The sequence below is a fragment of the Desulfosudis oleivorans Hxd3 genome (genome assembly GCF_000018405.1).
In the GTDB taxonomy this organism is placed as follows: Bacteria; Desulfobacterota; Desulfobacteria; order Desulfobacterales; family Desulfosudaceae; genus Desulfosudis; species Desulfosudis oleivorans.
Genome location: NC_009943.1, coordinates 3,366,760 through 3,391,457, shown reverse-complemented (window position 1 = coordinate 3,391,457; position 24,698 = coordinate 3,366,760). Strand labels below are relative to the sequence as shown.

Below are 24,698 nucleotides of genomic sequence, written 5' to 3'. Positions count from 1 at the left end.
TTAACGCTTTCCGGCCCGGTCTGTTTTAGTCTACCAGGCTTTTGACGCTTTCGCAGATGTCTTCAGCGGAGGCGGGCTTGGGCAGATAGTCGTCGGCTTTCATGGAAATGCCGTCAAAGTGGGAGTAGCGGGTAGAGCTGACGTGGTCAGCCACGGCGGTCAGCAGCACAATGGGAATATCGGCGTACTTCTCATCCCCTTTGAGTTCCGCGCACACCTCGTAGCCGTCTTTTTCCGGCATCATCACGTCCAGCACCATACCGTCCGGCGGGTTGGCATGGACCTTTTCCAGGGCCTCAACGCCGTTGAAGGCCATTTCCACCTGGAAGCCCGCCTTTTCCAAGTATTTTTTCACCAGCATGACGAAATCGGGTTCGTCATCCACCACGAGAATGCGTTTTTTCGACATGGGATGCACCCTCCTTTTCTTAAATGTCGGATTGTATATTAAAAACAGAATGCTTACAGGTTTTTTTACAGCTTCATGGCGGTATCTTACATGAGGCATGGTGAAAAAACCAGTTTTTTTGCCGAAGCACATGATTTTTGTTAAATGGCGTTTTGCCTCCGGGACTTTGTGTCAATCAAAGACCTGTCAGGCTGGCCGGCCAGCCGGTTTGAACACAAAGGTCGCGAAGAAAACGAAGACCACGAAGAAGGTGTTCGAATGAGAGAAACTTTTCAAACCGGAACGAAGTCGATTAAGAACAAGCGTAAAAGTGAAGGCGGGAGATGGTGTGCGGTTTTTTAAGGAAAAGGCTGTGCCCCCCGCGCGTTTGAGGGGGAGGGGGGGGAGGCAGAGGGCACAGCCAGGAGGAGCCGGTTGCAAGGCAATGGCGTTGGGGGGAGGCTGTGCCGCAGGGGAGGAGACCGGCACAGCCGCGCGCCATTACCGGATTGCTAATTCCGGCACAATCCAGGACCGGGGGACCGGCCCTGAAAACCAAAACCACATGCTCCTTTTCCAACACCAAACCGTTTACCTGCTTCAGGGGCTATCTCACGGGCTTCCATCAGATAGTCCACATGTTTTTCGGCAAGCTTTCCCTTGAGCTCAGAGATCTCTTTTACCAGCTTTTTGATCTGCTGGCGGTCCGGCTTGGAGGTCTCCATCAGCAGGGCCAGCTTGTCGGACGCCGTATTTATACTGATGCGAAGATCCACGGTGTCATCAATGAATTTCTGATTCAGCCCGTCCAGCGCTTTCTGCTGCTCTTCCGTCAGGTCGCTTTTCCACGGGGACCGGGCATTGGCCCCTTCCTCCGCGCCTTGCCCACGAAACCGGGGACAGTCTCCTGAACGGTCCGGACCCCAGGCAAAACCGTAAGTGGCCAGGGCCATCACAAACAACGCCACAACCGCTGTCAGTGCTCTCTTTTTCATTTACTTCTCCTTTCAGACCGGATTTGCCGGTTTTATAAAGTTAATTTTGATTTTCGATTTTTCAATTGCCTATCTGAATAGCAAGGCCCGTGCCAGACAGCAATAATTTTTATAAGAATCTGTTTTTGAAATTGTTTTTTGTTGATTTCCTTCCGTAAAGGCGGTAAGGTTTTCTTAAATCCGGATATTTTTTATGCACCCTTTTGTATCCATATGGGTAAAATTTACCCGTAGTTTTCGGACAACGGCGGGGCCGCCGGAAATGGAGGCAACCGGCCCTTTCAATTGAAGCTGTAAGAGCGAGCCCCTATATTGGTCCGCCAGGAGGCTTTCAATACATAAAGGCACCTCTCTTGCATAACCGACTCCGTCAGTCCCTGTACCGGCCGGGCCATGCAGGGCCGTTTATCAATATTTAAAGGTTCTGAAACTATGAAGTCCAGGCAGCGACGAACGGTTTCCTTAAAAAGCATCTTTCTGTTCGGCATCGTGGGGGTGCTTCTGATTGCCGTGCCCATCTTCGTATTCGTGGTGGTCGACAACATCCGTACCCATGACCAGCGGGTGGTGGAAAACATGAAAGGCAAAGGCGCGGCCCTGATCCGCTCCTTTGAGGCCGGCACCCGCACTGGCGTGGTGATGATGATGTGGGGCGCGGAAAAGGTGCAGCGGCTGCTCATGGAGGTTTCCCTGCAGGAAGACATCGCCTACCTGCTGATTACCGATGAGACCGGCGACATCCTTGCCCACAGCGACCCGGACCGGGTGGGCAGCCGGTATGAGAATTTCCCGGAGATTCCGGCGGACCAGGCCCCCTCCACAATTTCTCACCGCCGCGTGGAGCATGACAACGGGCCGGTATTCGAGGTATTCAAGCAGTTTACGCCGGACCGGCCCCCTGCCGTCCGGGGCCGGCTCAAAAGCATGATCGACCGGCTGCCGCCCGGAGAGCACAAGCGGCTGTTCAACGACTGGTGCGCCATGCATTTTTTCCAGGACATGGACCAGCCCCCGGTGCGCCAGTTTATCTTTGTCGGCTTTGACATGACCCGGCTGGACGCGGCCCGGTCCGCCTATATTCGCCGCGCAGTCCTCAACGGCACGGTGGTGCTGCTGATCGTGTGCACCGGCATGCTGGCGCTGTTTTCCATTCAGGCCTACCGGTCGGCCCGTTCCTCCTTTGTCCGTGTCAAGGCCCTTTCCGACGAGGTGGTGGCCAACATGCCGGCCGGCCTGGTCACCTTCGGCCCCGGCCCGGAGATCACGTCGTGCAACCGCCGGGCCGCCGAGATTCTGGGTATGGCGCCCTGTCGTACGGATGACGACCCGCTGGACATGGACCGTTTACCGCCGCCGGTGCGGCAGGTGGCCGACCAGGTGGTTCAGGACGGAGGCAATGTCTCCCAGGAGGTGGAGGTGCCGGGGCCGGACGGTGTGGACCGGGTGCTGGAGATCGGGGCCTCCCCCATTCAGGACGAAGGCGGCCGGGTGTCCGGCTACCTGCTGCTGATAAAAGATCTTACCGGCATGCGCCGCCTGGAAAAAGAGGTGGCCCGCAGCCGCCGCCTGGCCGCCATCGGCAAGCTGGCCGCGGGCGTGGCCCATGAAATCCGCAACCCGTTAAGTTCCATCAAGGGGTTTGCCACCTATTTCAAGGAGAAGTTTTCGGATTCGGACCAGGACAAGAAGACCGCCGACACCATGATTTACGAGGTGGAACGGCTCAACCGGGCCGTGACCCAGCTTCTGGAGTTTGCCCGGCCCGTCTCCCTGGAGATAACCGAGGTAGAACCCGGCGAGCTGATTGAGCATTCCCTGCGGCTGATGGAAAACGATTTTACCAACAAGGGTATAGAATCCACGGCCCGCATTCAAACGACCCGGCCCGTCATCCGCACCGACCGGGACCGGCTCAACCAGGTGCTGCTCAACCTGTATTTAAATGCCGTGGACGCCATGGAGAGCGGGGGCCGCCTCACCGTCACCCTGTCCGACGGCGACAACAACGATACCGTGACCATCGATGTGACAGATACCGGCCACGGCATTGCGGAAAAGGATATGGAGCAGATTTTCGATCCCTATTTTACCACCCGAAGCCGGGGCACCGGCCTGGGCCTGGCCATTGTCTACAAGCTGGTGGAGAGTCTGGGCGGCACCATCACCGTGGAGAGCCGGGAAGGCCACGGTACAACGTTTCATATCCGCGTTCCGGCATGAACGAAACACAGAAGGAGAACATGAAAAAGCACGCCACAATCCTGATTGTTGATGATGACGCCGGCCACCGCTCCATGCTTCGCACTCTTCTGGAGGGGTGGGGCCACCAGACGGCCGAGGCCGACGACGGCCTGGCCGCGGTGGAATATGTTCAAACCCGGCCCGCGGACATCGTGCTCATGGACCTGAAGATGGTCCACATGTCCGGCATGGAGGCCTTAGAGCAGATCCGGTCTTTTAACCCCGGAGTGCCGGTGATCATCATGACCGCCTTCTCCTCGGTGGACACGGCGGTGGAGGCTCTGAAAAAAGGGGCTTACGACTACCTGACCAAGCCCCTGGATTTTGAAAAGCTGCGCCTTACGCTGGAGCGGATTCTGGAGGCGGCCCGCCTGCGAAAGGAGAACCGCCACTTAAAGGAGCGGCTGGGCAGCCGGTTTTCCAGGGACCAGATCATCGGAAACAGTCCGGCCATGACCCGGCTGCTGGAAACCGTGGAGCAGGCGGCCCCGTCCGACGCCAGCATCCTGATCACCGGCGAATCCGGCACCGGCAAGGAGCTGATCGCCGGGGCCCTGCATTTCAACAGCGCCCGCAGGGAGGGCCCCTTTGTCAAGATCAACTGCGCCGCCATCACCGAGACCCTGCTGGAGTCCGAGCTGTTCGGCCATGAAAAGGGGTCCTTTACCGGCGCGGACAAGGCCAAGAAGGGAAGGTTTGTCCAGGCCGACACCGGCACCATTCTGCTGGACGAAATCGGCGAGATGCCCCTGTCCATGCAGGCCAAACTGCTGCGGGTGCTTCAGGAAAAAGAGGTCACCCCCGTGGGCGGGGAACGCACCATTCACGTGGACGTACGGGTCATCGCCTCCACCAACAAGGACCTGCATGCCCTGGTGGAGGCCGGCACTTTTCGGGAAGACCTGTTTTTCCGGCTCAACGTGGTCAATCTGGAGGTGCCGCCCCTGCGCAACAGAAAAGAGGACATTCCCGAGCTGGCCCACCATTTTCTGACCCTGTTTTCCGCCAAGAACAAAAAGCAGGTCCAGGGGTTTACGCCCGACGCCATGGAGGCCCTGCTGGCCTATTCATGGCCGGGCAACGTGCGGGAGTTGATGAACGCCGTGGAACGGGCCGTGGTCCTGGCCCGGTCTGAATACCTCTCCCGTGAGGACGTGCTGCTGATGGCCGAGCGGCAGGCCCCGGCCCAGGCCACTCCGCCCCTTGCCGCGGGCGCCGGCCCGGCGTCCCATGGCCTGCCGTTGTCGGAAGTGGAAAAGGACGCCATCTTAAGAACCCTGGAAGCCACGGATAACAACAAAAGCGAGGCCGCCCGCCGCCTGGGCATCACGCGAAAGACATTACAGAAAAAACTGAAACAGTACGGGGTCTCCTGATACCCTATTCATCGAAATCGCTATCGGTATCGGTATCGAAATCAGCGAAGCGATCTCCTCCTCAAACGGTTGCCCCACCCCAACCAGCGGCCTGCCGTGCCAGTAACTCCGGCTGTTCTCAACACGAAGCACACGAAGAAAACAAAGACCACGAAGAAAAATTCTCACACCTCCTCCCGTTCGTAGTGACGCCCCAATGCGTTTGAAACCGTCCATTCCCAATGCCTTTAGGGCGTATTAAAACCGGGGCCTCCCTTTATTCGACCGCTGCTATTACATATGCATCGGGTCATGACGCATAAGCAGTATCATATTTTTTTCTTGACATTCCCAACGCAGATATTTTAGTGTCTAATTAAGAATAAAGGGAATAGGGAAATAAGACCTTTTTTCTCTACGAACAATTAGTTTTCATTCATAAACGGGCTTTTCCCGTAATCTCTGCGTCAAACTGTGGGATTCCTTGTGCGTCTTACAACAGTGGGCATCTTCTGAATCTCTTGTTTTCCTTGACCTTGCGAAAAATTCTAATTTCCAGAGTGAACTCCTTGTTTGTGCCCTGATACCATATGGATGGGCACTAATCTTCTGCTTTATAATGAATATATGAATTTGATATTCAGAGTGTCAAAGTGATTGGCTCAAGAGATTGCTGAAATGTTGTTCTCTCTGTTTTTGCCCGGTTCTTTGCGGTTGTCATTCTATGATGGCAATATGATATCTTGTGTCATATTTGCATGTACTGTTTTTGGTGTTGTATTTATCCTGAAACCGAAAAAGAATTTAGATCGAATAGGCTATCTGTTGAAACAAAAGAAGATTAGATAAAATTGAATAAATCCTTACTCTGGGCCCTTATATAGCGTATCATTTTTGTGGGATATTCTATTAAACTCTTTTCGCTTTCCGGCCGTTTTCGTGATGCGCCGCCCGCCAAGTGCTTTTGAGGCAAATGGGATTATATTAGAAATATCCACCGGCTCATATTTTCAAAACCTGAAATGATGAAGGAGCAAAACCATGACACATCACCACCTGCAAGTCGGCGATACGGCGCCGGAGTTTTCTCTCAACAATCAGGACAATCAGGCTGTAAACCCCATGGCGCTGGCGGGCAAGAGAATCCTTCTGTCTTTTCACCCGCTGGCCTGGACATCGATCTGTGAGATCCAGATGCGCACCCTCGAAGTGAAGCATACGGTTTTCAAAGAACTGGAAGTTATGGCATACGGCATCAGCGTGGACAGTCTCAAGTCCAAACAGGCATGGGCGGACGCCATGGGGATTAAGGAAACCAATCTGCTGGCCGATTTCTGGCCCCACGGCGGGGTGGCCAGGCAATACGGATTGTTCCTGGATGACACGGGGGTTTCCAACCGGGCCAATGTCCTGATCGCGCCGGACCACACCGTCGAATGGATTAAAATTTATGATATCCACGAGGTGCCGGACATTGAGGCGATCATCGCTTTTGTTAACCAAAAGAAACAATAAAAGGAGACGGCAGCCATGAAAAACAGCTTTTTCAGGTATTTTGTCATCGCCCTGGTTCTGTTTCTGGGGGCGCTGTGGTCCTTCAGCGCCGCCGATCAAACGGCCAGGGGCTATCCCAACGGAAATTTCATCACGGACGCCCAATGGGTTAAAGCCCACCTGACGGATACGGATCTGGTGGTCGTGGATGTCAGGACCGACGACCACTATGACGGCAGTGTTATTCCCGGTGCGGTACGCCTGCCCTGGTCCGAGTTCCAGTTCAACGATGTGGGGGAAGACCTGGCGTCAACATTCGTCGGGGTCCGCCAGGCCCAGGATATTCTCGGCCGTCACGGGATCACCCGGAAGGATACGGTGGTGCTTTATGATTCGGTGGAAAGAGACGGCGGCGCAACAGCGTCCTATGTGTTCTGGGTGCTTGATGTGCTGGGGCATGAAAACAAGATGCTCCTGGAACGCGGTATCAATGCATGGCGGGATGCCGGTTACGAGGTCACAACCGCCCCCCGGACGCCCGAACCGTTGTTGTATCAGGCCCCGGCCGGGGAAGTGAACCGGGAGAAACTGACTACCGGGCAATTCGTTTATAAGCGGCTGGGCGATCCTTATTATCAAATCGTGGATGTGCGGTCCCGCGCTGAGTATGTGGGGGAAAAGGGCACCACCGGCCTTGACGGCAATCCTTTGAAACTCGGTCATATTCCCACGGCTGTAAACATCAATTATGAATCGGCCTGGACCGACGCCGATACCAAGGCCCTGAAATCCTATCCCGAACTGCAGGCGCTTTACAGGGGCCTTGATCCTTCAAAGGGCGTCATCGTTTATTGCAACTCCGGCAGGCGAAGCTCGTTTTCTTATTATGTGCTGAGGCTCATGGGATTTGAAAACGTGTTCACATATGAAGCCTCCTGGAAGGAGTGGGGAAATCCGGATAAGTTTTTCCCCGTGGAAACAAGGGAAAACCGCCTGGTGGGTGATATGCTGCCGGACGCTTCCGGGCAGGCGGTTTCTTCCAGGCGAATTAAACCCCGGGATGGAAAAACCGGTAAACCATCGTCCGGTGAACCGTCCGGCGGTTATGTCTCATGCGGAGGTTGATTATGCGGAAAAACAATCAAACATCACCATATTGGAAATGGCTTCCGGCCGCCTTTGCCCTGGCGGGCATTATTCTTTTTGTTTTTGCCACATACGGCCCGCCGGCCTCTTCAAGCGGTTTTGTGAGCACGCTGAAAGGTGTCCTGCAGACCGTGGCGCCGGATTATGTGGTGGAGAAGGCCCATTACCGGATGATCCCGGATACGGGATCATGGCTGTTCGCCTTTGTGCTGGGAATGGCCATCGGCGGCTTTATTGCGGGTCGTACCTTCAGCATACCGGTGCGGGACATTCCCGAAATATGGGAAAAGCGGTTCGGCAACAGTAAAGTCAAACGGTTTGCCGCCACGTTCGCGGGCGGATTTGTCATTCTGTTCGCTTCCAGGCTGGCGGGCGGTTGTACGCTGGGCCTCTTTATGTCGGGCTCCACCCAGCTTGCCGTCAGCGGTCTGTATTTCGGTGTGCTGATTTTCGGGATCGCTATGCTGACGGCCCGTTTCGTCTATCGCGGGGCCGGCGGCGGTATTGGAAAGGGGGAAAAATGAGTACTGAAATATGGTTGGGATTGTTGTCCGGCATCGCATTCGGGTTCGTTATTCAGCGCATCGGCGCCACCAACGCGGATAAGATGGCGCGGGCGCATTTGATGATGGAAGGCGATATTCCGCGGTTCATGCTCACGGCGGTGCTGCTTTCCTCTGTCGGTCTGCTGGGGTTGCAGGCCGCCGGCGTGGGCCGTACCCTGATTATTCCCACCAGCCTGGTGGCCACCGGCGTCGCCGGTATTCTGTTCGGCCTGGGCTGGGGGTTGTCCGGCTATTGTCCGGGCACCACATGGGCCGCGGCCGGCGAAGGCCGGATGGACGCGGTGTTCGCCCTTCTCGGGGGGCTGGCCGGAACGGCTCTGTTCGCCCAGTTGCATGAATTCCTGATTCCGTTGCTTTATGCCCCCACCAATGTGGGGCAGATTACCCTTGCGGACTGGTTCGGCAGCAAACCCCTGGCGGTGGCTGTTTTTGTCATCGTGTTCGGTATCTGCATATGGGCTATCGGCATTTTATGGGGAAGGGGTGAAGATGTGCCGGAAAGCTGAAACAACGCTTTTATCAGTACCGGTCCTGTTTGTCTGCTTCATGTTCTGGATTGGCGGGGCGGGCTGCGGCCAAACCAACAACGAGGCCATATCGCTGTCAGTTCCCCGGGGATATGTGTCCACTGTTGAGATCGATCTGGACGGACGCCGGGTGGGGTTCGGCCCGTTTGTGGGTTACTATTTCAAGCCGAAGGCGCCGGGGGACCTGACACGGCTCGAATTTGTCTGTTTTAATGAACGCTCGTTTTATACCCGTGATTTGCCGGAAAACGCGAGTCTTTTTGAAGGGGAGGCGGTTTTTACCCGTCTGCCGGACGCCAGCGTGACGCTTCCCGTGGAAAATCGCATTAACCCGGTATTTTTTTCAGAGGCACCGGAAAACTGGCTTGAGACACGGCCTTCTCCGGAAGACGCGTTTCTCCATTTTCATTCCTGCTATGACGCCGCGGGTCCGGTACGGGCGGGCTACTGGATCCGTCATGTGGGCATGGCGGCATTCACCTATGATATGGGGGGGCGTGTCGGGCCCGACAGCCCCCTTTATCATCAGGTGCACCCGGGAGTGGACAAAGCGTTTGCCCGCATTATGGAGTTTGATCGAGGCCCGGCAGATCGTTGACGATTATCTGCAGGCAGGCCGGAACCCAAATCTCAAGATCGGCGATATCAAAGAAAAGAAAGAAGGATTTGAAGTGAAGATTGTCACTTCAAAAAGCGGCGACCTGGTGGATGTTGTCCTGGTGGACAGGGATACCGGTTTTCTGCGGTCACTTTATCAGTAGTGATAAGCCTTCAATAAAAAAGGAAGAAATTAAAAATGACCAGGGCCGATGAGAAACATTCCGGCGACAAAGACGCGGCAGTGGACGATCATGCATCTCCCCATGGCGGAGGCGCTGACCATCACCATGATCAGGGAGAAGATGGCGGGCGTGGGCATGGGAATCACGATCATCATGCCAGACATCAAAAAGAGGGGAACGGGACACATCAGGATCACCGGCAACACGGCGCGCACCAGGGACACCAGGACCATCACGCCCACATGGTGGCGGATTTCAGACGGCGGTTCTGGATTGCGCTGGTACTGAGCGTTCCCATTGTTTTGCTGGCACCGCTCATTCAGGGGGCGCTGGGGGTCAAAGGGAAGTGGGATTTCCCGGGGGATGCCCTGGTGCAGTTCGGATTCGCGACGGTTGTCTTTTTCTATGGGGGGTGGCCTTTCCTCAAAGGGCTTGCCGACGAACTGAAAAAGAAAGCCCCCGGCATGATGACCCTCATCGGCGTCGCCATCATTGTCGCGTATACCTACAGCAGTGCCGTGGTGTTCGGCCTTCCCGGAAAGGTCTTTTTCTGGGAACTGGCCACCCTGATCGACATCATGCTTCTGGGGCACTGGATTGAGATGCGGAGCGTCATGGGCGCCTCCGGCGCGCTGGAAGAACTGGTCAAACTGATTCCGTCAAAGGCCCACCGCCTCAAATCGGATGGCGAAACAGAAGAAGTGCCCGTATCCGGGCTTGAAAAGGACGACCGCGTGGCGGTCAAACCCGGTGAAAAGGTTCCCGTGGACGGCGAGATCGTAAATGGCCGCACCAGCATTGACGAGTCCATGATTACCGGCGAAAGCAAACACGTGGAAAAAGGAGAAGGGGATACCGTCATCGGGGGGAGTATCAACGGCGAGTCCGCTATTACGGTCGCCGTGCAGAAAACCGGGGATGACACCTATCTCTCCCAGGTGGTGGAGATGGTCAGGCAGGCCCAGGAATCCGGATCCAAAGCCCAGGGCACGGCGGACCGGGCCGCATTCTGGCTGACGATTGTCGCCCTTACCGCCGGGGCCGTAACCCTGGCCGCATGGCTTATCGCGGGGAGGGAATTCGTCTTTTCCCTGGAGCGGATGGTGACGGTGATGGTTATCACCTGCCCCCATGCCCTGGGCCTGGCCGTGCCCCTTGTGGTGGCCGTATCCACGGCCATTGCCGCAAAAAAGGGGCTGCTGATAAGAGACCGTACGGCCTTTGAGGCGGCACGGAATCTCGATGTCATCGTGTTCGACAAAACCGGCACCCTGACCGAAGGGCGGTTCGGCGTATCCGCGGTGGTTTCCCTGGGAGACCGTTCAGAGGATGATATCCTCCGGCTGGCCGCGGGACTGGAAAGCCGGTCTGAACATTCCATAGCCGCCGGCATTGTTGAAGCAGCGAAAAAAAAGGAACTACACGTTGCCGGGCCTGAAAACTTCAAGGCAATTCCAGGGAAGGGGGCCGAAGGGACTGTTGAGGATCTCGCTGTTAAGGTGGTCAGCCCCGGTTATCTCAAAGACAACGGGATCGACGTTCAAAACCAACGGGTGAATGAACTTGCCGAAAAAGGCAACACCGTGGTGTATCTGCTGGTGGACGACCGGCCCGAAGGCGCGCTGGCCATGGAAGATATAGTGCGGCAATCTTCGAAGGACGCGGTTCATCGTTTAAAGGAGATGGGGCTTCAGGTCATGATGCTGACCGGTGACTCCCGGGCCGTGGCTGAATCTGTTGCTGGAGAACTGGGGCTGGATGACTATTTTGCCGATGTGCTGCCCGACCAGAAGTCCACCCGTATTAAAGAAATCAGGAAAAAAGGACTGCGGGTGGCCATGGTGGGCGACGGCATCAATGATGCGCCGGCGCTTGCCGAAGCGGATGTGGGTATCGCCATCGGCGCGGGAACGGATGTGGCCATGGAAACCGCCGATATCGTGCTGGTCCGTTCCGATCCCAGGGATGTCATCCATGTTATTGAACTCTCGGGGGCGACCCACTCGAAAACGGTGCAGAATCTCTGGTGGGCGGCGGGTTACAATATTATCGCCATTCCGCTTGCGGCCGGTATCCTATATCCGTTCTTCCGGTTTCTGCTGCCGCCGTCGGCTGGGGCCGTTGTCATGTCTCTGTCCACGGTGATCGTGGCAGTGAACGCAAGGCTGCTAAAAGAGTGATGGATTCTGATGGTAAGCGGTTGGCGTCGCTGGTAGTGTTTCCCCACCAGCGGCCTGCCGTGCCAGTCACTCCTGCTGTTTTCAACACGAAGCACCCGAAGAAAACGAAGATCACGAAGAAAAATTCTCACACCCCTTCCTGTTTGTAGTGACGGGTCAGGCGTTTGAAACCGTCCATTTCCAATGCCCTTACGGGCACACTACAAACAGGACAGCCGGCCTTCCCGTCATTCAGACCCTGCATTATGGCGCATGCCAATGCCATGTTTTTCGATTGACATGTCAAGAGAATAGGCTTTAGGCTTCAGGAAAAAAAGGAGGGGTGGTTTTTCAGTTACGATGTATAAAATTAATGCCGTGCCCGAAATAGAATATTCTGGTGACTGGTGACAAATGAAAATCCGATACCCTGATCTGGCCCCTCTGGGCTGGAATGAGTGGTTTGAAGAGAGGGCCGCCGAATGCCGGCCCGGGGATACCATTGCCCGGGTTGTGGCGGTGGACCGTGATCTGCTGCTGGTCATGGACCCGGCCGGCACTTTTCGGGCAAAGACGGCGGGCAGTTATCTGTTTCGCCACCATCTGGTCCAGGAACTGCCCTGCGTGGGGGACTGGGTGTGCGTTGAAAAAGACCCGGCCGGCGAACTGGGCCGGGTGCGCGCGGTCCTGGAGCGAAAAAGCGCGCTGCGCCGCAGGGCCGCCGGGGATGTCGTGGACTACCAGATGATCGCGGCAAACGTGGACTGCGTGATTATCGTCCAGTCCTGCCATTTTGATTTTAACGTAAACCGGCTGGAGCGGTACCTTGTCATGGTAAAAGACGGCGGGGCCGAGCCCTGGATTCTTCTGACCAAGACGGACCTGGTCGGGCCGGAGGTGCTGGCATCCCAGGTGGCGCAAATTCGGGCCGCCGGGGTGACGGCGCCGGTGCTGACCCTGAGCAATGTCACGGGCCGGGGCATGGCCGATCTTAAACAAATACTGGCGCCGGCACAGACCTACTGCTTTGTCGGGTCTTCCGGGGTGGGCAAAAGCACGATGATCAATCACCTGCTCGGACGGGAACTGCTTGAGACCAGGGGTGTCAGCGGCACCGGCGAGGGCCGGCACACCACCGTACGCCGGGAACTGCTGCTGCTTGAAGGCGGGGCCCTGGTCATCGACAACCCGGGCATGCGCGAGTTCGGCCTTCTGGGGGCCGAAAGCGGAATGGAAGAGAACTTTTCAGACATTACCGGGCTTGGAACCGGGTGCCGCTACGGCAACTGCACCCACACCGCCGAACCCGGCTGCGCCGTGCTTGAGGCGGTAAATTCAGGCGCAATCAGCCGCGCCCACTATGACAATTACATCAAGCTGCGGCAGGAGTCGGCGTTCTACCAGATGTCCTATGTTGAGAAGAGAAAAAAAGACCGCAACTTTGGAAAATATGTTAAATCCGTCAAGAAACAGCTAAAAAAATAGCCGGCCGGGGCTGCCCCTATTTTTTTACGTGGTCCAGAATCCAGTCGGATACCATTTCCAGGACCGGTTCCCGTTTTTCCGGGGTTTCGTTCATGGTTTCGTGGCGCAGGCCGGAAAAGATTTTCAGGGTTTTGTCGGTGCTGCCCGCCTTTTCATAAAAGGCTTTGCTGCCGTCGGGCGACACAATGGCGTCGTTGCCGCCGTGAAACACCAGCAGGGGCGCGGTGACCCGGCCCGCCTGTTCCATGCAGCGACGGGTGGCGGCGGTAAACTCGACAAACCATTTTACCGTGACCATGGTGTGGACCAGGGGGTCGCTTTTGTAGGCCTCCACGGTTTCCCGGTTTGAGGAGAGGTGTTCCGGGTCCAGCTTGTTGTTCTGGGAGAGGCGCGGCATCAGCCGGACGGCCAGGGCCGCTGCCAGCCGCTGGACCGCGGGAACCGGCACCGTGGGTTCAAAGGCCGGGGAGGACAGCACCAGCGCGTCCATGTCGCCGGGGTAGGTCAGGGCGTGAAGGGCCGCGATCAGGCCGCCCATGCTGTGGCCCAGCATGATCATGGGCAGGTCCGGCAGGTCGGGCCGGATCAGGTCGGTGATGTACTGGTGAATGTCGTCGCAGTAATCGGTAAAGCTGTCGGTGTGGCCCCGCTTGCCCCCGGACTTGCCGTGGCCCTTGTGGTCCAAGGCGTAAAAGGAGATGCCCCGGCCCCGCAGCGCCTGAATCAGGTGGCTGTACCGGCCGGAGTGTTCGCCCAGGCCATGGCAGAGAAAGACCAGCCCGACCGGTTCATCAACGGTCCAGCTGCGATAGAAGATACGGATGTTGTTCCTGTTGAGCAATACCCCCATGCTGTGCTGGTAACTCTGCATGGCGAACTCCTTCCTTATTGTCGAAATCGGTATCGGTATTGAGCTTCCGTTGTCACTGCCCGATTATTCGGGCGAGCCTTCTGCCATTCCAAATTGTCCGGTCCAGACAGGCTGAGACATTAAAAAGCTGGGCTCTGCTGGTGCCGAACCATATAACGTACAGGATTATATATAGTACCCGGCATCAACTTGTGCAATATCTGGAGGAAAAAATTCGTCAAGGGGAATCGATTTCGATTCCGATGAATCTTTTTGCCGGCCTGAATCCTTTTAAAACCGTTTCCGGATAACAACAGGTTTATCTGGCCGCCGGTTCCAGGGTCAGCACGTTTGTGTAGAGCGCGTCCACACCCTCCTTTGCAAAGGGAAATTCCTTGTACCGACCCTCACGCCAGGCGGTGATGCCGTCGTCGTAGTGGGGGCTGGCCGGGTTGTCCGACTGGCCCGAGCTGTTGATGCCGGTCAGCGGCTCCTCGCCGCCGAAATCCGCGATGACGCGCATTGCCGGAATCAGCCACACGTCAAAGTTTTTCCCCGGGTAGTAGGCCGCCACGTTCAGCGTGGTGTGGTCCCCGGGCGCTGGATAAGGCCCCCGGTCAAAATAGCCGGAGAGAAACTTGATACCGGTACGGTCGAAAAAGCCCATGTAGTCGGCCAGCAGGGAGGCATCGGTTTTCCAGGTGGCGGTGTGCAGCTTTCCCCACTGCCATTTGGCCGTGTCTTTGCCGCACCGTTTTTCCACCAGGGCCACGGCATCGGCCAGGGTGTCTGCCAGGATCTGCGGCCGCTGCTCTTTTTCCGGGGTGGTTATATCGTCCCAGAAGGGGCTTGTTTCGCACCGGTCGGTGAGATGGTCGTGCAGGGCCGAATAGGCCATCAGAAAGGTCTCCAGCAGGGAGTGGTAGGCCTGGGAGCCGGTGCCGCCCATCTCGTCTGCAAACAGGTTTTCTCCCAGGCAGAACAGGAAGGCCCCGTACAGGGCCGCACCCGGTGAGTCCACGGCCATGCGGCCGTCAAAGCCGGAAAGCAGGTCCAGGGCCTTCTGCCCGGCCTCAATTTGTCCGGCGGCCTGCCATGTGGCGGTCATGCGCTCTGCCATGGCCGGGTCCAGCAGAAGGGATTTAACGGTCTCGGTAAAGACTGAGTAGTCATCCAGCTGCATGGCTCTGGCCGTGTCCGCGTCATAGATGTCTGTTGTCTCGATCATTTGCTGTATGCGCTGGGCCCGGTCCGGATAGTACCAGGAAGAGGAGAGTACATGGGGAAAGTCGGCGGGTACGGTGCGGTGGTTGGCCGTGCCCACGTAACCGGTGTCCGGGTTTTTCACTGACGGGTGCAGGGCCGGATCCAGGTAACCCTCCCATCCGTATTCACCGGTCCACCCCGGTGAGGGGCAAAGGCCCCGGCCTTTTTTGCGCAGGGGATACCGGCCGGTGACCTGCCAGGCAATGTCTTTTTCATCGGCCATCACCAGGTTCAACGGAATAATGGAGTGGCCTTTTCGGGTATGGGCCAGCACCTCGTCCACGGATTTGGATCGCATGATGCTGAAAAAGGTTTCCATTGACTGGTCCGGTTCCATAACGGCCCATTTTACGGCGATGCCCAGGGGCGAATTGTTTACAGGCTGGGGCATCAGATCGTGGCGCGGCGAGACGGTGAGAATGTCATTCATGAGCACGCCGTTTGCGGTTTCATAGATGGTGCGGACCGTGTCCTTTTCGCCCTTGATCCGGAAGGTCTCCTGCCGGGCCGCGGCCTTTTTCCACTGGTCTTTGTAAAGGTAATAGAGGCCGTCCGGCTCCCGTTTGATCTTTTCTAAAAACACGTCCTGGTTGTCGGCCATCACCATGGTCATGCCCACGGCCATGTGGCCGTTGTATCCGGCGATGATGCCCGGTACCCCGGCCAGGGCAACTCCGGCGCCTTCAAGTCCCGGGCACTTGAGATGCATCATGTGCCAGATGGAGGGCATGCACAGGGGGAGGTGGGTGTCGTTGGCCAGGATGGGTTTGCCGGACCGGGTGCGGCGCCCGGACACGGCCCAGTTGTTGGAGGCCGCGGCAGCCGGCACCAGCACCTGGTTGACGGAGCGGGCCGTGTCGCAGAGGGCCTGAATATCCCCGGCCGCTGCCGTCAGGTCCAGCCCCTGGAGCTTTTTGATCTCGTCAAAGGGCAGGGGCTCGTCGGGGTAGATGGGAAAAAGCCACGCCAGGTCGTCAACAGCCACCTTCCGGGCCACGTTGAGCATGTTGATCTCTTCGTGAAGGTTCTGGGCCAGGCCCAGGGTGAGCACCACGAACACACGCACGGAATCCAGGGCGGTCCATGGCTCGGGTGTGTATCCGGCCAGCTTGAGGGTCATGGGCCGGGGCGCCTGGTCCATGTAGGCATTGACGCCTTCACTGTAGCGTTTAAGCATGTGAAGCAGTTCAGGAGACGCGCTTTCGTAAAGGATTGTGGCGACCTGGTTTACGTTCAACGCCCGCAGGTAGATGTCCATTTCCAGGGTGGCCTTGCCGATCAGCTCGGAGAGCCGGCCCTGGCCCACCAGCCGGAAGCCCTCCATCTGGGTAAACCGGTCGTAGGCGCTGACATACCCCATGGCAAAGACCAGGTCCTCCAGTGAGGCGGCGTCGATCATGGGAATGCCCATGTTGTCGCGCTGTACCGTGACCTTTTCCGCCAGGCCGGGAACCGTCTGGACCCCCTCCATGGGGGGCAGGGCGTTGTCAAAGACGCTGTTGAGCAGCGGGGCGCAGCCGGTGGTGGCCAGGCAGAGGAGCAGGGCGGTCATCACAGGCACGCAGATCCGGCAGGTACGGGTTAAAGAACCGGTTTTCATGGCGTTCTCCTTGGTTGTATGCGTCTGGTGAAATTGTAAAAAATTGTTTGATCGATTGGCCAATATATAGTCAGGCGCGGGAAAAGGTCAAGAAAAAACTGAGGGGTAAGGATTCAAGTGTCATATCAGCAGGTGTCGGACCTTGTCCGGAGGAACGGCCATCATGGTGACGGTCTGCTGCTGTTTTCCGGCGGCCACGTTTACGGCCGCGGGCTTGTCATCCGGTGCCTTGCTGTATCCCAGGCAGATGCCGGCGGCCAGGAGGAGCGCCCCTTCGCCGGGCTCTCCGATCAGCAGGCCCGTGGGGCCGGGAAACTGCTTGATCTTGAGGACCGTCGCGTTGAGGCCGGTGCTGTGGTCCAGAATGTCCTGGTTGTCCTGCCGGGTCCGTCCCACCACCAGCTTGGCCGTGGGCGAAAGCCGGAAGTGGCGGCCGTACTTGAGCAGCAGAACATCATTTTCCGTGCAGGTCTCCTGGTGGGCAAAAAGATCGCGCAGCCGCTGGGAAAACCCCTTGTCCGTGAGCAGGCATCCGCCCGCCGGAGAGGGGTAGTCGGAGACGCCGAACCGCCGGGCCATCTCCATCTGGGGCTTGCGGGACCGGCCGGAAAGCCCCAGCAGTCCGTTTCGATCCACAAGGCCGGCCTTTTCCGGCTCGGTCTCGGGCAGCAGCAGGGCACTCAGGGGCCGGAGAATGTATCCGTCAAACCCGGAATGTTTTTCCACGTACCGCAGGGAAGGCTTGGTCTGGCTCATGGGCCGCTGGCCCACCACCTCACCGCTGAACAGAAAATCATATCCTTTCTCCTTCATGATACCCCCGGCGATGTTGAACATCAGGGCGTGGCAGTCCATGCAGGGGTTCATGTGCTGGCCATACCCGCAGGGCGGGTTCTTGAGCATGGGAACATACCGGCCGGTGATGTTTTGCACGGTAAGGGGGATATCGAGGGCCTCGGCCGCCCGCACCGCCTTTGCCGCGCTGAAAAAGGGGGTTTCAAAGCAGACCCAGCAGACCTCAATGCCCTGGTCCCGAAGCACCAGGGCCGCCAGCATGCTGTCCAGTCCGCCGGAACACAGGCCCAGGGCACGGACTTTCTGTTTGTCGTCGGTCATGTTCTGTTGCCAAAATTAAAGATTAAATTTCGGCGTGTGGGGCCGAAAAAGTCATTTTGGGGTAATCTAAAAGCATCGCCGCGCTTTTTCAACAGGAAAGTGACAATCACCAGGGCAAATCCGCTGATTTTTTGTCAGATAAATTATTAAAAAAATAAATCATTTTTTATTCTTTTTTTCTTGACTCTGGGTTCAGGGAGTGTAAATTGAAGGGGAGCAAAGTGGAGCAAAGTGGAGTAACTATGTTTCGAGGCACTTCCTATCACAGAATTGACCCAAAGGGCAGAATCGTCATCCCCTCCCGTTTTCGGGATCTTATAGGGGCCGACGGCACCGCCATGATCACCTTTTTTGAAGGCGGGCTTTATGCCTACACCCTGGAGGAGTGGTCAAAAATAGAGGCCAAAATGGTGATGCTGGAGAAGAAGGGCAACCAGATGCGCCGGTTCCGCCGGTTTTTTATCGGGCGTGCGTCCGAATGCCAGCCGGACAAACAGTGGCGCCTTCTGATTCCGCCGGAGCTTCGCCAGGACGCCGGGCTTGAAGAGGAGATCGTGCTTATCGGCATATCGGATCATTTCGAGATCTGGTCGCGGGCAAAGTGGGAAGAACAGAAAAATCTGCATGAAGACGATATGAACGATGAGGATTTTCAGAATGAAATAGAAAAGCTGGGACTTTAACATGTCGTTTCGCCACACATCGGTCATGCCCGACCAAGCGGTCGCCCTTCTCAACTGCGAAAAGGGAAAGATCGTTGCGGACTGCACTCTGGGGGGCGGGGGACATGCGGTCCGTATCGCTGAACAAATTCTTCCGGAAGGGCTGCTGATCGGCATTGACAAAGACCCCGCGGCCCTGGCTCACGCGAAACAGGCGCTTTCCGTTTTTGGAGAGCGCGTTTTATATGTTCGGGGCAATTTCGCCGATTTTTCGGAGATCCTTTCCAGCCTGGATATACCGGCAGTTGATGGTGTCTTGCTGGACCTGGGGCTCTCCTTTTACCAGATCGACGGCAGCGGCCGGGGCTTTTCCTTTCGAAAGGACGAGCCCCTGGACATGCGCATGGACCCGGATCAGAGCCTGACGGCGGCAGACCTTGTCAACCAGTCGGCCGAGGCCGACCTGGTACGGATTTTCAGGGAGTTCGGGGAAGAGCGGTATGCCTCCCGAATCGCCCGCCGCATTGTTGAGGCCAGAAGGTCGGCGCCCGTCACTACCAGCGGGCAGCTGGCCCGCATCGTGACTGATGCGTATCCCGCAAAAGAGCGGCACACGGCAAAGATCGATCCGGCCACCCGCGTGTTCATGGCCCTTCGCATCGCGGTCAACACCGAGCTTGAGAACCTGGAGCGGTTTCTGGACACGGTGATCGACCGCATAAAGCCGGGGGGCCGGATTTGCGTCCTGTCGTTTCATTCGCTGGAAGACAGGATGGTCAAGCGCCGGATGAAGCTGTGGGAGAAAGCGTGTGTCTGTCCTCCCGGCCTGCCGGTCTGTTCGTGCAGCAAGCAGCGGGAGTGCCGGATCGTTACCCGCAAGGCCCTGGTGCCGACAGCGGAAGAGGTTCAGGCAAACCCCATGGCCCGAAGCGTGCGGCTGCGGGCCGCGGAAAAAGTATAACCACCGGAGGCAGGTGATGGCCGAAAAGAAAAAGCAGCGCAAGTCAGGCGACCGAACCATCCTGCTCTGGCTGGCCGTGCTCCTGCTGCTGACCGGAGAATTTTTCTGCTTTGCCTGGTGCCGCGTGCAAAGCGTGGACCTGCGGTACGACATCACCCGGAACACGGACCTGGCGGCGACTCTGGCGGCCCGGCAGAAGGACCTGAAAATCGAACTGGCCCGGCTGCGCTCGCCGACCCGCATCATGGACATTGCAAGAACACGGCTGGACATGGTCATGCCGAACACGGACCAAGTGGAGTTAATTCCATGAGATACGGCCGCAAGACAGACGAGACAAAAGGCATTCGCATCCGCATCCTGGTGGTGGGGCTGATTTTCAGCGCCCTGTACCTGGTGGTGGGGGCACGGGTGATCTATCTTCAGGCCTTCTGCGCCGATATGCTGGCCGGTGAAGCCTCCAGAGAGTACCAGAAGGTGCGGGTCACCACCGGCAAGCGGGGCGCGATCTATGACCGGAACAACATGGAGATGGCCGTGACCATTGACACGGTTTCCATTGGCATGCATCCCGGTGTCATGATCAATGCCGAAGACAAGGTAAATGACCTTGCCGCGGCCCTGGGCGTCAAGGCCGGGGAAATCAGAAAACAGATCGCATCCGGTAAATCCTTTGTATGGCTCAAACGTAACGTGATGCCCGCCGAGGCGGACGCGGTCCGCCGCATCGGACTGGACAGGGGCGCCATCGCGTTTGTGCCGGAACGGCAGCGGGTCTACCCGAACAAGACCCTGGCCGCCCAGGTGATCGGCTTTTCAGGTATTGACGAGAAAGGGCTGGAGGGGCTGGAGTATACCTATGACGCCTCTCTGCGGGGCCTTAAGGTTGAGCGTACCATCATCAAGGACGCCATCGGCCGCGATCTTTATACCGAGGACGGGGATGCCGGCGGCAGCAGCGGCAACAGCCTGGTGCTGACCATTGACGGCACCATTCAGAGCATCGTGGAAACGGTGCTGGAGGAGACGGCCCGGACCTACGAGGCGGCATCGGGTATGGCGGTGGTGATGGATCCGCGCACCGGCGAGGTGCTGGCTATGGCCAACTATCCTTTTTTCAACCCCAACGCCTTTTCCCGGTACGACCGGCGCTGGTGGCGGAACCGGACGGTGACCGACGCCTTTGAACCGGGCTCCACCATGAAGATCTTCCTGGCCGCGGCCGCCCTGGAGGCCGGCGTCTGCACGCCGGACAGCGTTTTTTTCTGCGAGGAGGGCAAGTACCGGGTTTACAAAAATTTGGTGCATGACACCAAGGCCCACGGCTGGCTCTCTCTGGGCCAGATCGTGCAGTTCTCCAGCAACATCGGGGCGGTGAAGATCAGTGAAATGATCGGCCGCCAGGTTTTGTGGGAAAGCCTTCACCGGTTCGGCTTTGGCCAGGAGACCGGCATCAACTGTTCAGGAGAGACCCAGGGACGGCTGGCCGACTATGCCAGATGGACGCCCATTGATACCGGCGCCATTGCCTTCGGCCAGGGCATATCGGTGTCGGCCATTCAACTGGTCACCGCCCTTTCAGCGGTCGCCAACGACGGCGTGCTCATGAAACCTCATGTGGTGAAGGCCGTTGTGGATGAGAACGGCAGCGTGGTCCGGCAGTACGGCGTCACCCAGGGACGGCGGATTATCTCCAGGGAGACGGCCCGGACCGTCACCGATATCATGGAGACGGTGACGGCGGTGGACGGAACGGGAAAGATGGCCGCCATCAAGGGGTACACGGTCTGCGGTAAAACCGGCACGGCCCAGAAGTATAACGCCGAAGGCGGTTACGCGGAAGACGAGTTTCTCGCCTCTTTTATGGGGTTTGTGCCGAAGGTGGACCCCCGCATCGCCGTTCTTGTGGTGCTGGACGCGCCGCAGAAACATCACTACGGTGGCGTGGTGGCGGCTCCGGCCTTCCGGCGGATCGCTTATGAAGTGTTGAGTTACCTGGGGGTGCCCCCTGAGTTTGAGAAGGACCGGGGGAAAATGATGGTTTCGATACCCGGGGAGGTGAACGGATGAGACTCTCCGAACTGCTGCTGCCGGTCTGCCCGGAAAGCGTCCGTTCCACGGCGGCGGCCCGGGGCGTGATGCCGGACCCAGAGATCGCGTCGATTCATTACCGGTCCGACGAGGTCCGGCCCGGTGGCCTGTTTGTGGCCATTCGGGGCAGTGCCAGAGACGGCCATGATTTTATCGACCAGGCCCTGGCCAGGGGCGCCGTGGCCGTGGTGGCGGAAAAAGAGGTGGATGCCCGCGACGCCGTGACGGTGCGGGTGGCTGACGCCCGGAACGCCCTGGCGTTGCTGTCCGCTGTTTTCTACGGCGCGCCCTCGGCAAGGCTTGTACTGGTCGGTGTCACCGGCACCAACGGCAAGACCACCACCGCGGCTCTGGTGGAGCACATACTGGTAAAGGCGGGAAAACAGGTGGGGGTGATCGGTACCGGCAATTTTCGTTACGTGGGCCGGCGGTTCAAAAACCCGCTGACCACGCCGGAGTCGGCCGACCTGCAACACATTCTGCGTGACATGGCAACAGCCGGCGTTACCCATGTGGTCATGGAGGTCTCCTCCCACGCCCTGGCCCAGCAGCGGGTGGCCGGGTGCGCCTTTGACGTGGCCATCTTCACCAACCTGACCCAGGATCACCTGGATTTTCACGGGGACATGGAGACCTACTGGGAGTGCAAAAAACGACTGTTTACCGGAACCCGGTCCGTGGGCGTCCGGGAAAAGCACATGGTCTCGGTGATCAACTGTAATGATGCCCGGGGACGGGGCCTGTTTGATACGCTGCCCGTGCCCGGTCGCATGGGCGCGGGGTTCGCCGAGGCATGTGACATTTATCCAAAGGGGGTGACCAGCTCTCCGGACGGCCTTGCCGGCACAATTGTGACGCCGGCCGGACCGATCCCATTCTGCTCACCGCTGGCCGGCACCTATAACCTTGAAAACATTCTCTGCGCGGCCGGCGCCGGTGTTGTCCTGGGCGTGGAAGGGGCGGCGATTCAGGAAGGCATCGAGACCTTTGCCGGTGTGCCCGGCCGCCTGGAAAAGGTGGCCGACCGGATGGGCCGCTTTGTTTTTGTGGATTATGCCCATACACCGGATGCCCTTCAAAACGTGCTGTCGGCCCTTCGAAAGATATCTGCCGGCCGGCTTTTCTGCGTGTTCGGCTGCGGCGGCGACCGGGACAGGGCCAAGCGGCCGAAAATGGGCGGGATTGCCGCCACTATTGCCGACCGGGTGGTGGTGACGTCGGACAATCCGAGAAGTGAGGATCCGGAAGCCATTATCGCGGATATTGTAAAGGGAATGACCGGCCTGGCCGAGCGGGTGGCCGATGTGGCCGGCCTGGCCGGAAAAAGCAGTAATGGCCGGTACCTGGTGGAGCCGGACCGCCGTCTGGCCATACGGGCCGCTGTGTCGGCCGCGGCTCCCGGCGACACCATTCTGATCGCCGGCAAGGGAGAGGAGAACTACCAGATATTCAGGGACAGGACCATTGATTTTGATGACAGGCAGGAGGCCGCGGCCGCGCTGCAGGCCCGGGGGAATTCCGGGAACGACCAGATGCCCGCCATGTCGGCGGGGCAGTGCGGATAGGCGATTATGGCAGGCGGCCTGGTGTGGCATATGTCAGATGTGATAGCGGCAACCGGCGGTGAGCTGGTGCAGGGAAAAGGAAACGAGATGTTTGAAAACATCTCCATTGATTCGCGGACCCTTGGCAAAGGAGATCTGTTTGTGGCGATTCAGGGTCAGCAGCATGACGGCCATGATTTTATCGACCGGGTGCTGGCGCAGGGAGCCGGCGGCGTGATGATCGACCAGGCCCATGCGTCCCGGATCAATACGCCGCGGGCAACCGGCCGGGGGGCGCGGGTGGTGGTAAAAGACACCGTTGTCGCTCTGGGGGATCTGGCCCGTCATCGCCGAAGAAGCGTGAATCCACGGGTGGCGGCCATCACCGGCACCAACGGCAAGACCAGCACCAAGGAGATGGCGGCAATGGTATGCGGCCGCCGGTACCGGGTGCTGGCTACCACGGGAAATTTCAACAACGAGATCGGTCTGCCCCTGACCCTGCTGCGGCTGGAAAAAGGCCACCAGGTGGCGATCCTTGAGATGGGTATGAACGCGCCCGGCGAGATTGGGCGACTGGCAAAGATCTGCGAGCCGGACATGGGCGTGGTCCTCAATGTGGGGGCCGGGCACCTGGAGGGTGTGGAAAACATCGACGGCGTGGCCCGGGCCAAGGCTGAACTTCTTGAAGCCTTGACCGACAAGGACACGGCCATTGTGAATGCCGATGACATGCGGGTCATGAAGATGGCGCAAAAGGTCCGGGGCCGGGTGGTGACCTACGGCATGCGGCAGAAGGCCGATATCACCGCCGCTTCGGTCAGAAGGCAGGACGGCCGGGTCTGTTTTGACCTGTGCCTGTCCGCCACGGACGAGCAGGTGGCCGTGGCCCTTCCGGCATCCGGCACCTTCATGGTGTCCAACGCCCTGGCCGCCGCCGCCATCGGGGCCGGTCTGGGTCTGTCCGCGCCGGAGATCAAGGCCGGGCTGGAGAACTTTTCTCCGGTGCCCGGCAGAATGACCATTACGCAGACCAGGGCCGGGTTTACCCTGGTGGATGACACGTATAACGCCAATCCGGAATCGATGAAGGCGGCCCTGGCCGGATTGCGGGAGTTGAAAGGGGCCGGGCGCGGTATCCTGATTATGGGCGACATGTTTGAACTGGGGGATCACGCGCCGGTGATGCACGGCAAAACAGGCGTCATGGCGGCCGAAAGCGGTGTGGACAGGCTCTATGTGACGGGTGAATTTGCGGAAGCGGTAGCCGGGGGCGCCGCTGCTGCCGGCATGACGCCTGAAAAAATTATGATTGAATCAAAAGAAACAATCATCGAAGCGGTATGCCCGGTCCTGGAACCGGGGGACTGGGTCCTGGTGAAGGGTTCCCGGGGCATGCGGATGGAGACCGTTGTTCAGGCCCTTTCGGCCTACGGTAACGGCGCCGCGGACAGGGAAGGGGGGCGGTAG

21 protein-coding genes are annotated in these 24,698 nt (G+C 58.2%); 15 read left to right on the top strand and 6 right to left on the bottom strand.

Annotated elements, in window-relative coordinates:
- Positions 1-25: 25 nt before the first annotated feature.
- Together DOLE_RS14460 and DOLE_RS14455 are read right to left on the bottom strand one after the other, a co-directional pair.
- Positions 26-409 (bottom strand): response regulator transcription factor, encoded by a 384-nt coding sequence (locus DOLE_RS14460; RefSeq protein WP_012176224.1) that lies wholly within the window; start codon positions 407-409, stop codon positions 26-28.
- 491 nt (positions 410-900) lie between these two features.
- A complete protein-coding gene (locus DOLE_RS14455; RefSeq protein WP_012176223.1) occupies positions 901-1,383 on the bottom strand; it encodes a Spy/CpxP family protein refolding chaperone in 483 nt (160 codons plus the stop codon).
- Positions 1,384-1,815: 432 nt separating this feature from the next.
- On the opposite strand from DOLE_RS14455, the gene DOLE_RS14450 reads away from it, so the two are divergent.
- The 7 genes from DOLE_RS14450 (at position 1,816) to DOLE_RS14420 (ending at position 9,310) form a co-directional block, all read left to right on the top strand.
- Positions 1,816-3,603, top strand: coding sequence for an ATP-binding protein (locus tag DOLE_RS14450; protein WP_012176222.1), 1,788 nt, complete (start codon positions 1,816-1,818; stop codon positions 3,601-3,603).
- 20 nt (positions 3,604-3,623) lie between these two features.
- Positions 3,624-5,000, top strand: coding sequence for a sigma-54-dependent transcriptional regulator (locus DOLE_RS14445; protein ID WP_041281221.1), 1,377 nt, complete (start codon positions 3,624-3,626; stop codon positions 4,998-5,000).
- A 1,020-nt stretch (positions 5,001-6,020) separates the two neighbouring features.
- Entirely contained in the window at positions 6,021-6,494 is a 474-nt protein-coding gene (locus DOLE_RS14440) for a redoxin domain-containing protein (protein ID WP_012176220.1), read from the top strand.
- A 15-nt stretch (positions 6,495-6,509) separates the two neighbouring features.
- Positions 6,510-7,598 carry a sulfurtransferase gene (locus tag DOLE_RS14435; RefSeq protein ID WP_012176219.1) on the top strand — a complete coding sequence of 363 codons (1,089 nt, stop codon included), beginning with the start codon at positions 6,510-6,512 and terminating at the stop codon, positions 7,596-7,598.
- Between the two features lie 2 nt (positions 7,599-7,600).
- Positions 7,601-8,143 (top strand): YeeE/YedE thiosulfate transporter family protein, encoded by a 543-nt coding sequence (locus DOLE_RS14430; RefSeq protein WP_012176218.1) that lies wholly within the window; start codon positions 7,601-7,603, stop codon positions 8,141-8,143.
- Positions 8,140-8,691 carry a YeeE/YedE thiosulfate transporter family protein gene (locus tag DOLE_RS14425; protein ID WP_012176217.1) on the top strand — a complete coding sequence of 184 codons (552 nt, stop codon included), beginning with the start codon at positions 8,140-8,142 and terminating at the stop codon, positions 8,689-8,691. Before DOLE_RS14430 ends, DOLE_RS14425 begins: the two co-directional genes overlap by 4 nt.
- Positions 8,675-9,310, top strand: a complete 636-nt coding sequence (locus tag DOLE_RS14420) for a hypothetical protein (protein ID WP_012176216.1) — start codon at positions 8,675-8,677, stop codon at positions 9,308-9,310. The genes DOLE_RS14425 and DOLE_RS14420 overlap by 17 nt, the downstream gene beginning before the upstream one ends.
- Before the next feature lie 192 nt (positions 9,311-9,502).
- On the opposite strand, the gene DOLE_RS18315 is transcribed toward DOLE_RS14420, so the two are convergent.
- The gene (locus DOLE_RS18315; RefSeq protein ID WP_153304448.1) at positions 9,503-9,727 is read right to left on the bottom strand and encodes a hypothetical protein; all 225 of its coding nucleotides are present in this window, start codon (positions 9,725-9,727) and stop codon (positions 9,503-9,505) included.
- 9 nt (positions 9,728-9,736) lie between these two features.
- Between DOLE_RS18315 and DOLE_RS14405 the strand changes: the two genes are divergently transcribed.
- On the top strand, positions 9,737-11,674 hold the full coding sequence (locus DOLE_RS14405) for a heavy metal translocating P-type ATPase (protein WP_041280601.1): 1,938 nt from the start codon (positions 9,737-9,739) through the stop codon (positions 11,672-11,674).
- A gap of 393 nt (positions 11,675-12,067) precedes the next feature.
- Positions 12,068-13,138: a ribosome small subunit-dependent GTPase A gene (rsgA, locus tag DOLE_RS14400; protein WP_012176214.1), complete on the top strand. Its 1,071-nt coding sequence runs from the start codon at positions 12,068-12,070 to the stop codon at positions 13,136-13,138.
- Between the two features lie 16 nt (positions 13,139-13,154).
- Here rsgA and DOLE_RS14395 read toward each other — a convergent pair whose 3' ends face one another.
- The 3 genes from DOLE_RS14395 to DOLE_RS14385 all read right to left on the bottom strand — a co-directional run bounded on the left by DOLE_RS14395 (position 13,155) and on the right by DOLE_RS14385 (position 17,970).
- Positions 13,155-14,009, bottom strand: a complete 855-nt coding sequence (locus DOLE_RS14395; RefSeq protein WP_012176213.1) for an alpha/beta hydrolase — start codon at positions 14,007-14,009, stop codon at positions 13,155-13,157.
- A gap of 298 nt (positions 14,010-14,307) precedes the next feature.
- Positions 14,308-16,854 carry a penicillin acylase family protein gene (locus DOLE_RS14390; RefSeq protein WP_012176212.1) on the bottom strand — a complete coding sequence of 849 codons (2,547 nt, stop codon included), beginning with the start codon at positions 16,852-16,854 and terminating at the stop codon, positions 14,308-14,310.
- A gap of 120 nt (positions 16,855-16,974) precedes the next feature.
- Positions 16,975-17,970: a tRNA 4-thiouridine(8) synthase ThiI gene (locus DOLE_RS14385; RefSeq protein ID WP_012176211.1), complete on the bottom strand. Its 996-nt coding sequence runs from the start codon at positions 17,968-17,970 to the stop codon at positions 16,975-16,977.
- 242 nt (positions 17,971-18,212) lie between these two features.
- Here DOLE_RS14385 and mraZ point away from each other — a divergent pair, with 242 nt between their 5' ends.
- The 6 genes from mraZ to DOLE_RS14355 are packed head-to-tail and all read left to right on the top strand — an operon-like array spanning position 18,213 to position 24,698.
- Positions 18,213-18,653, top strand: coding sequence for a division/cell wall cluster transcriptional repressor MraZ (gene mraZ, locus DOLE_RS14380; protein WP_012176210.1), 441 nt, complete (start codon positions 18,213-18,215; stop codon positions 18,651-18,653).
- Position 18,654: 1 nt separating this feature from the next.
- Entirely contained in the window at positions 18,655-19,593 is a 939-nt protein-coding gene (gene rsmH, locus DOLE_RS14375; RefSeq protein WP_012176209.1) for a 16S rRNA (cytosine(1402)-N(4))-methyltransferase RsmH, read from the top strand.
- Positions 19,594-19,609: 16 nt separating this feature from the next.
- Positions 19,610-19,906 (top strand): septum formation initiator family protein, encoded by a 297-nt coding sequence (locus DOLE_RS14370; protein ID WP_012176208.1) that lies wholly within the window; start codon positions 19,610-19,612, stop codon positions 19,904-19,906.
- Complete coding sequence (locus DOLE_RS14365) at positions 19,903-21,663, top strand: peptidoglycan D,D-transpeptidase FtsI family protein (protein WP_012176207.1); 1,761 nt, start codon at positions 19,903-19,905, stop codon at positions 21,661-21,663. The genes DOLE_RS14370 and DOLE_RS14365 overlap by 4 nt, the downstream gene beginning before the upstream one ends.
- Positions 21,660-23,249 (top strand): UDP-N-acetylmuramoyl-L-alanyl-D-glutamate--2,6-diaminopimelate ligase, encoded by a 1,590-nt coding sequence (locus DOLE_RS14360; RefSeq protein ID WP_012176206.1) that lies wholly within the window; start codon positions 21,660-21,662, stop codon positions 23,247-23,249. Before DOLE_RS14365 ends, DOLE_RS14360 begins: the two co-directional genes overlap by 4 nt.
- Positions 23,250-23,279: 30 nt before the next feature.
- Positions 23,280-24,698 (top strand): UDP-N-acetylmuramoyl-tripeptide--D-alanyl-D-alanine ligase, encoded by a 1,419-nt coding sequence (locus tag DOLE_RS14355; RefSeq protein ID WP_012176205.1) that lies wholly within the window; start codon positions 23,280-23,282, stop codon positions 24,696-24,698.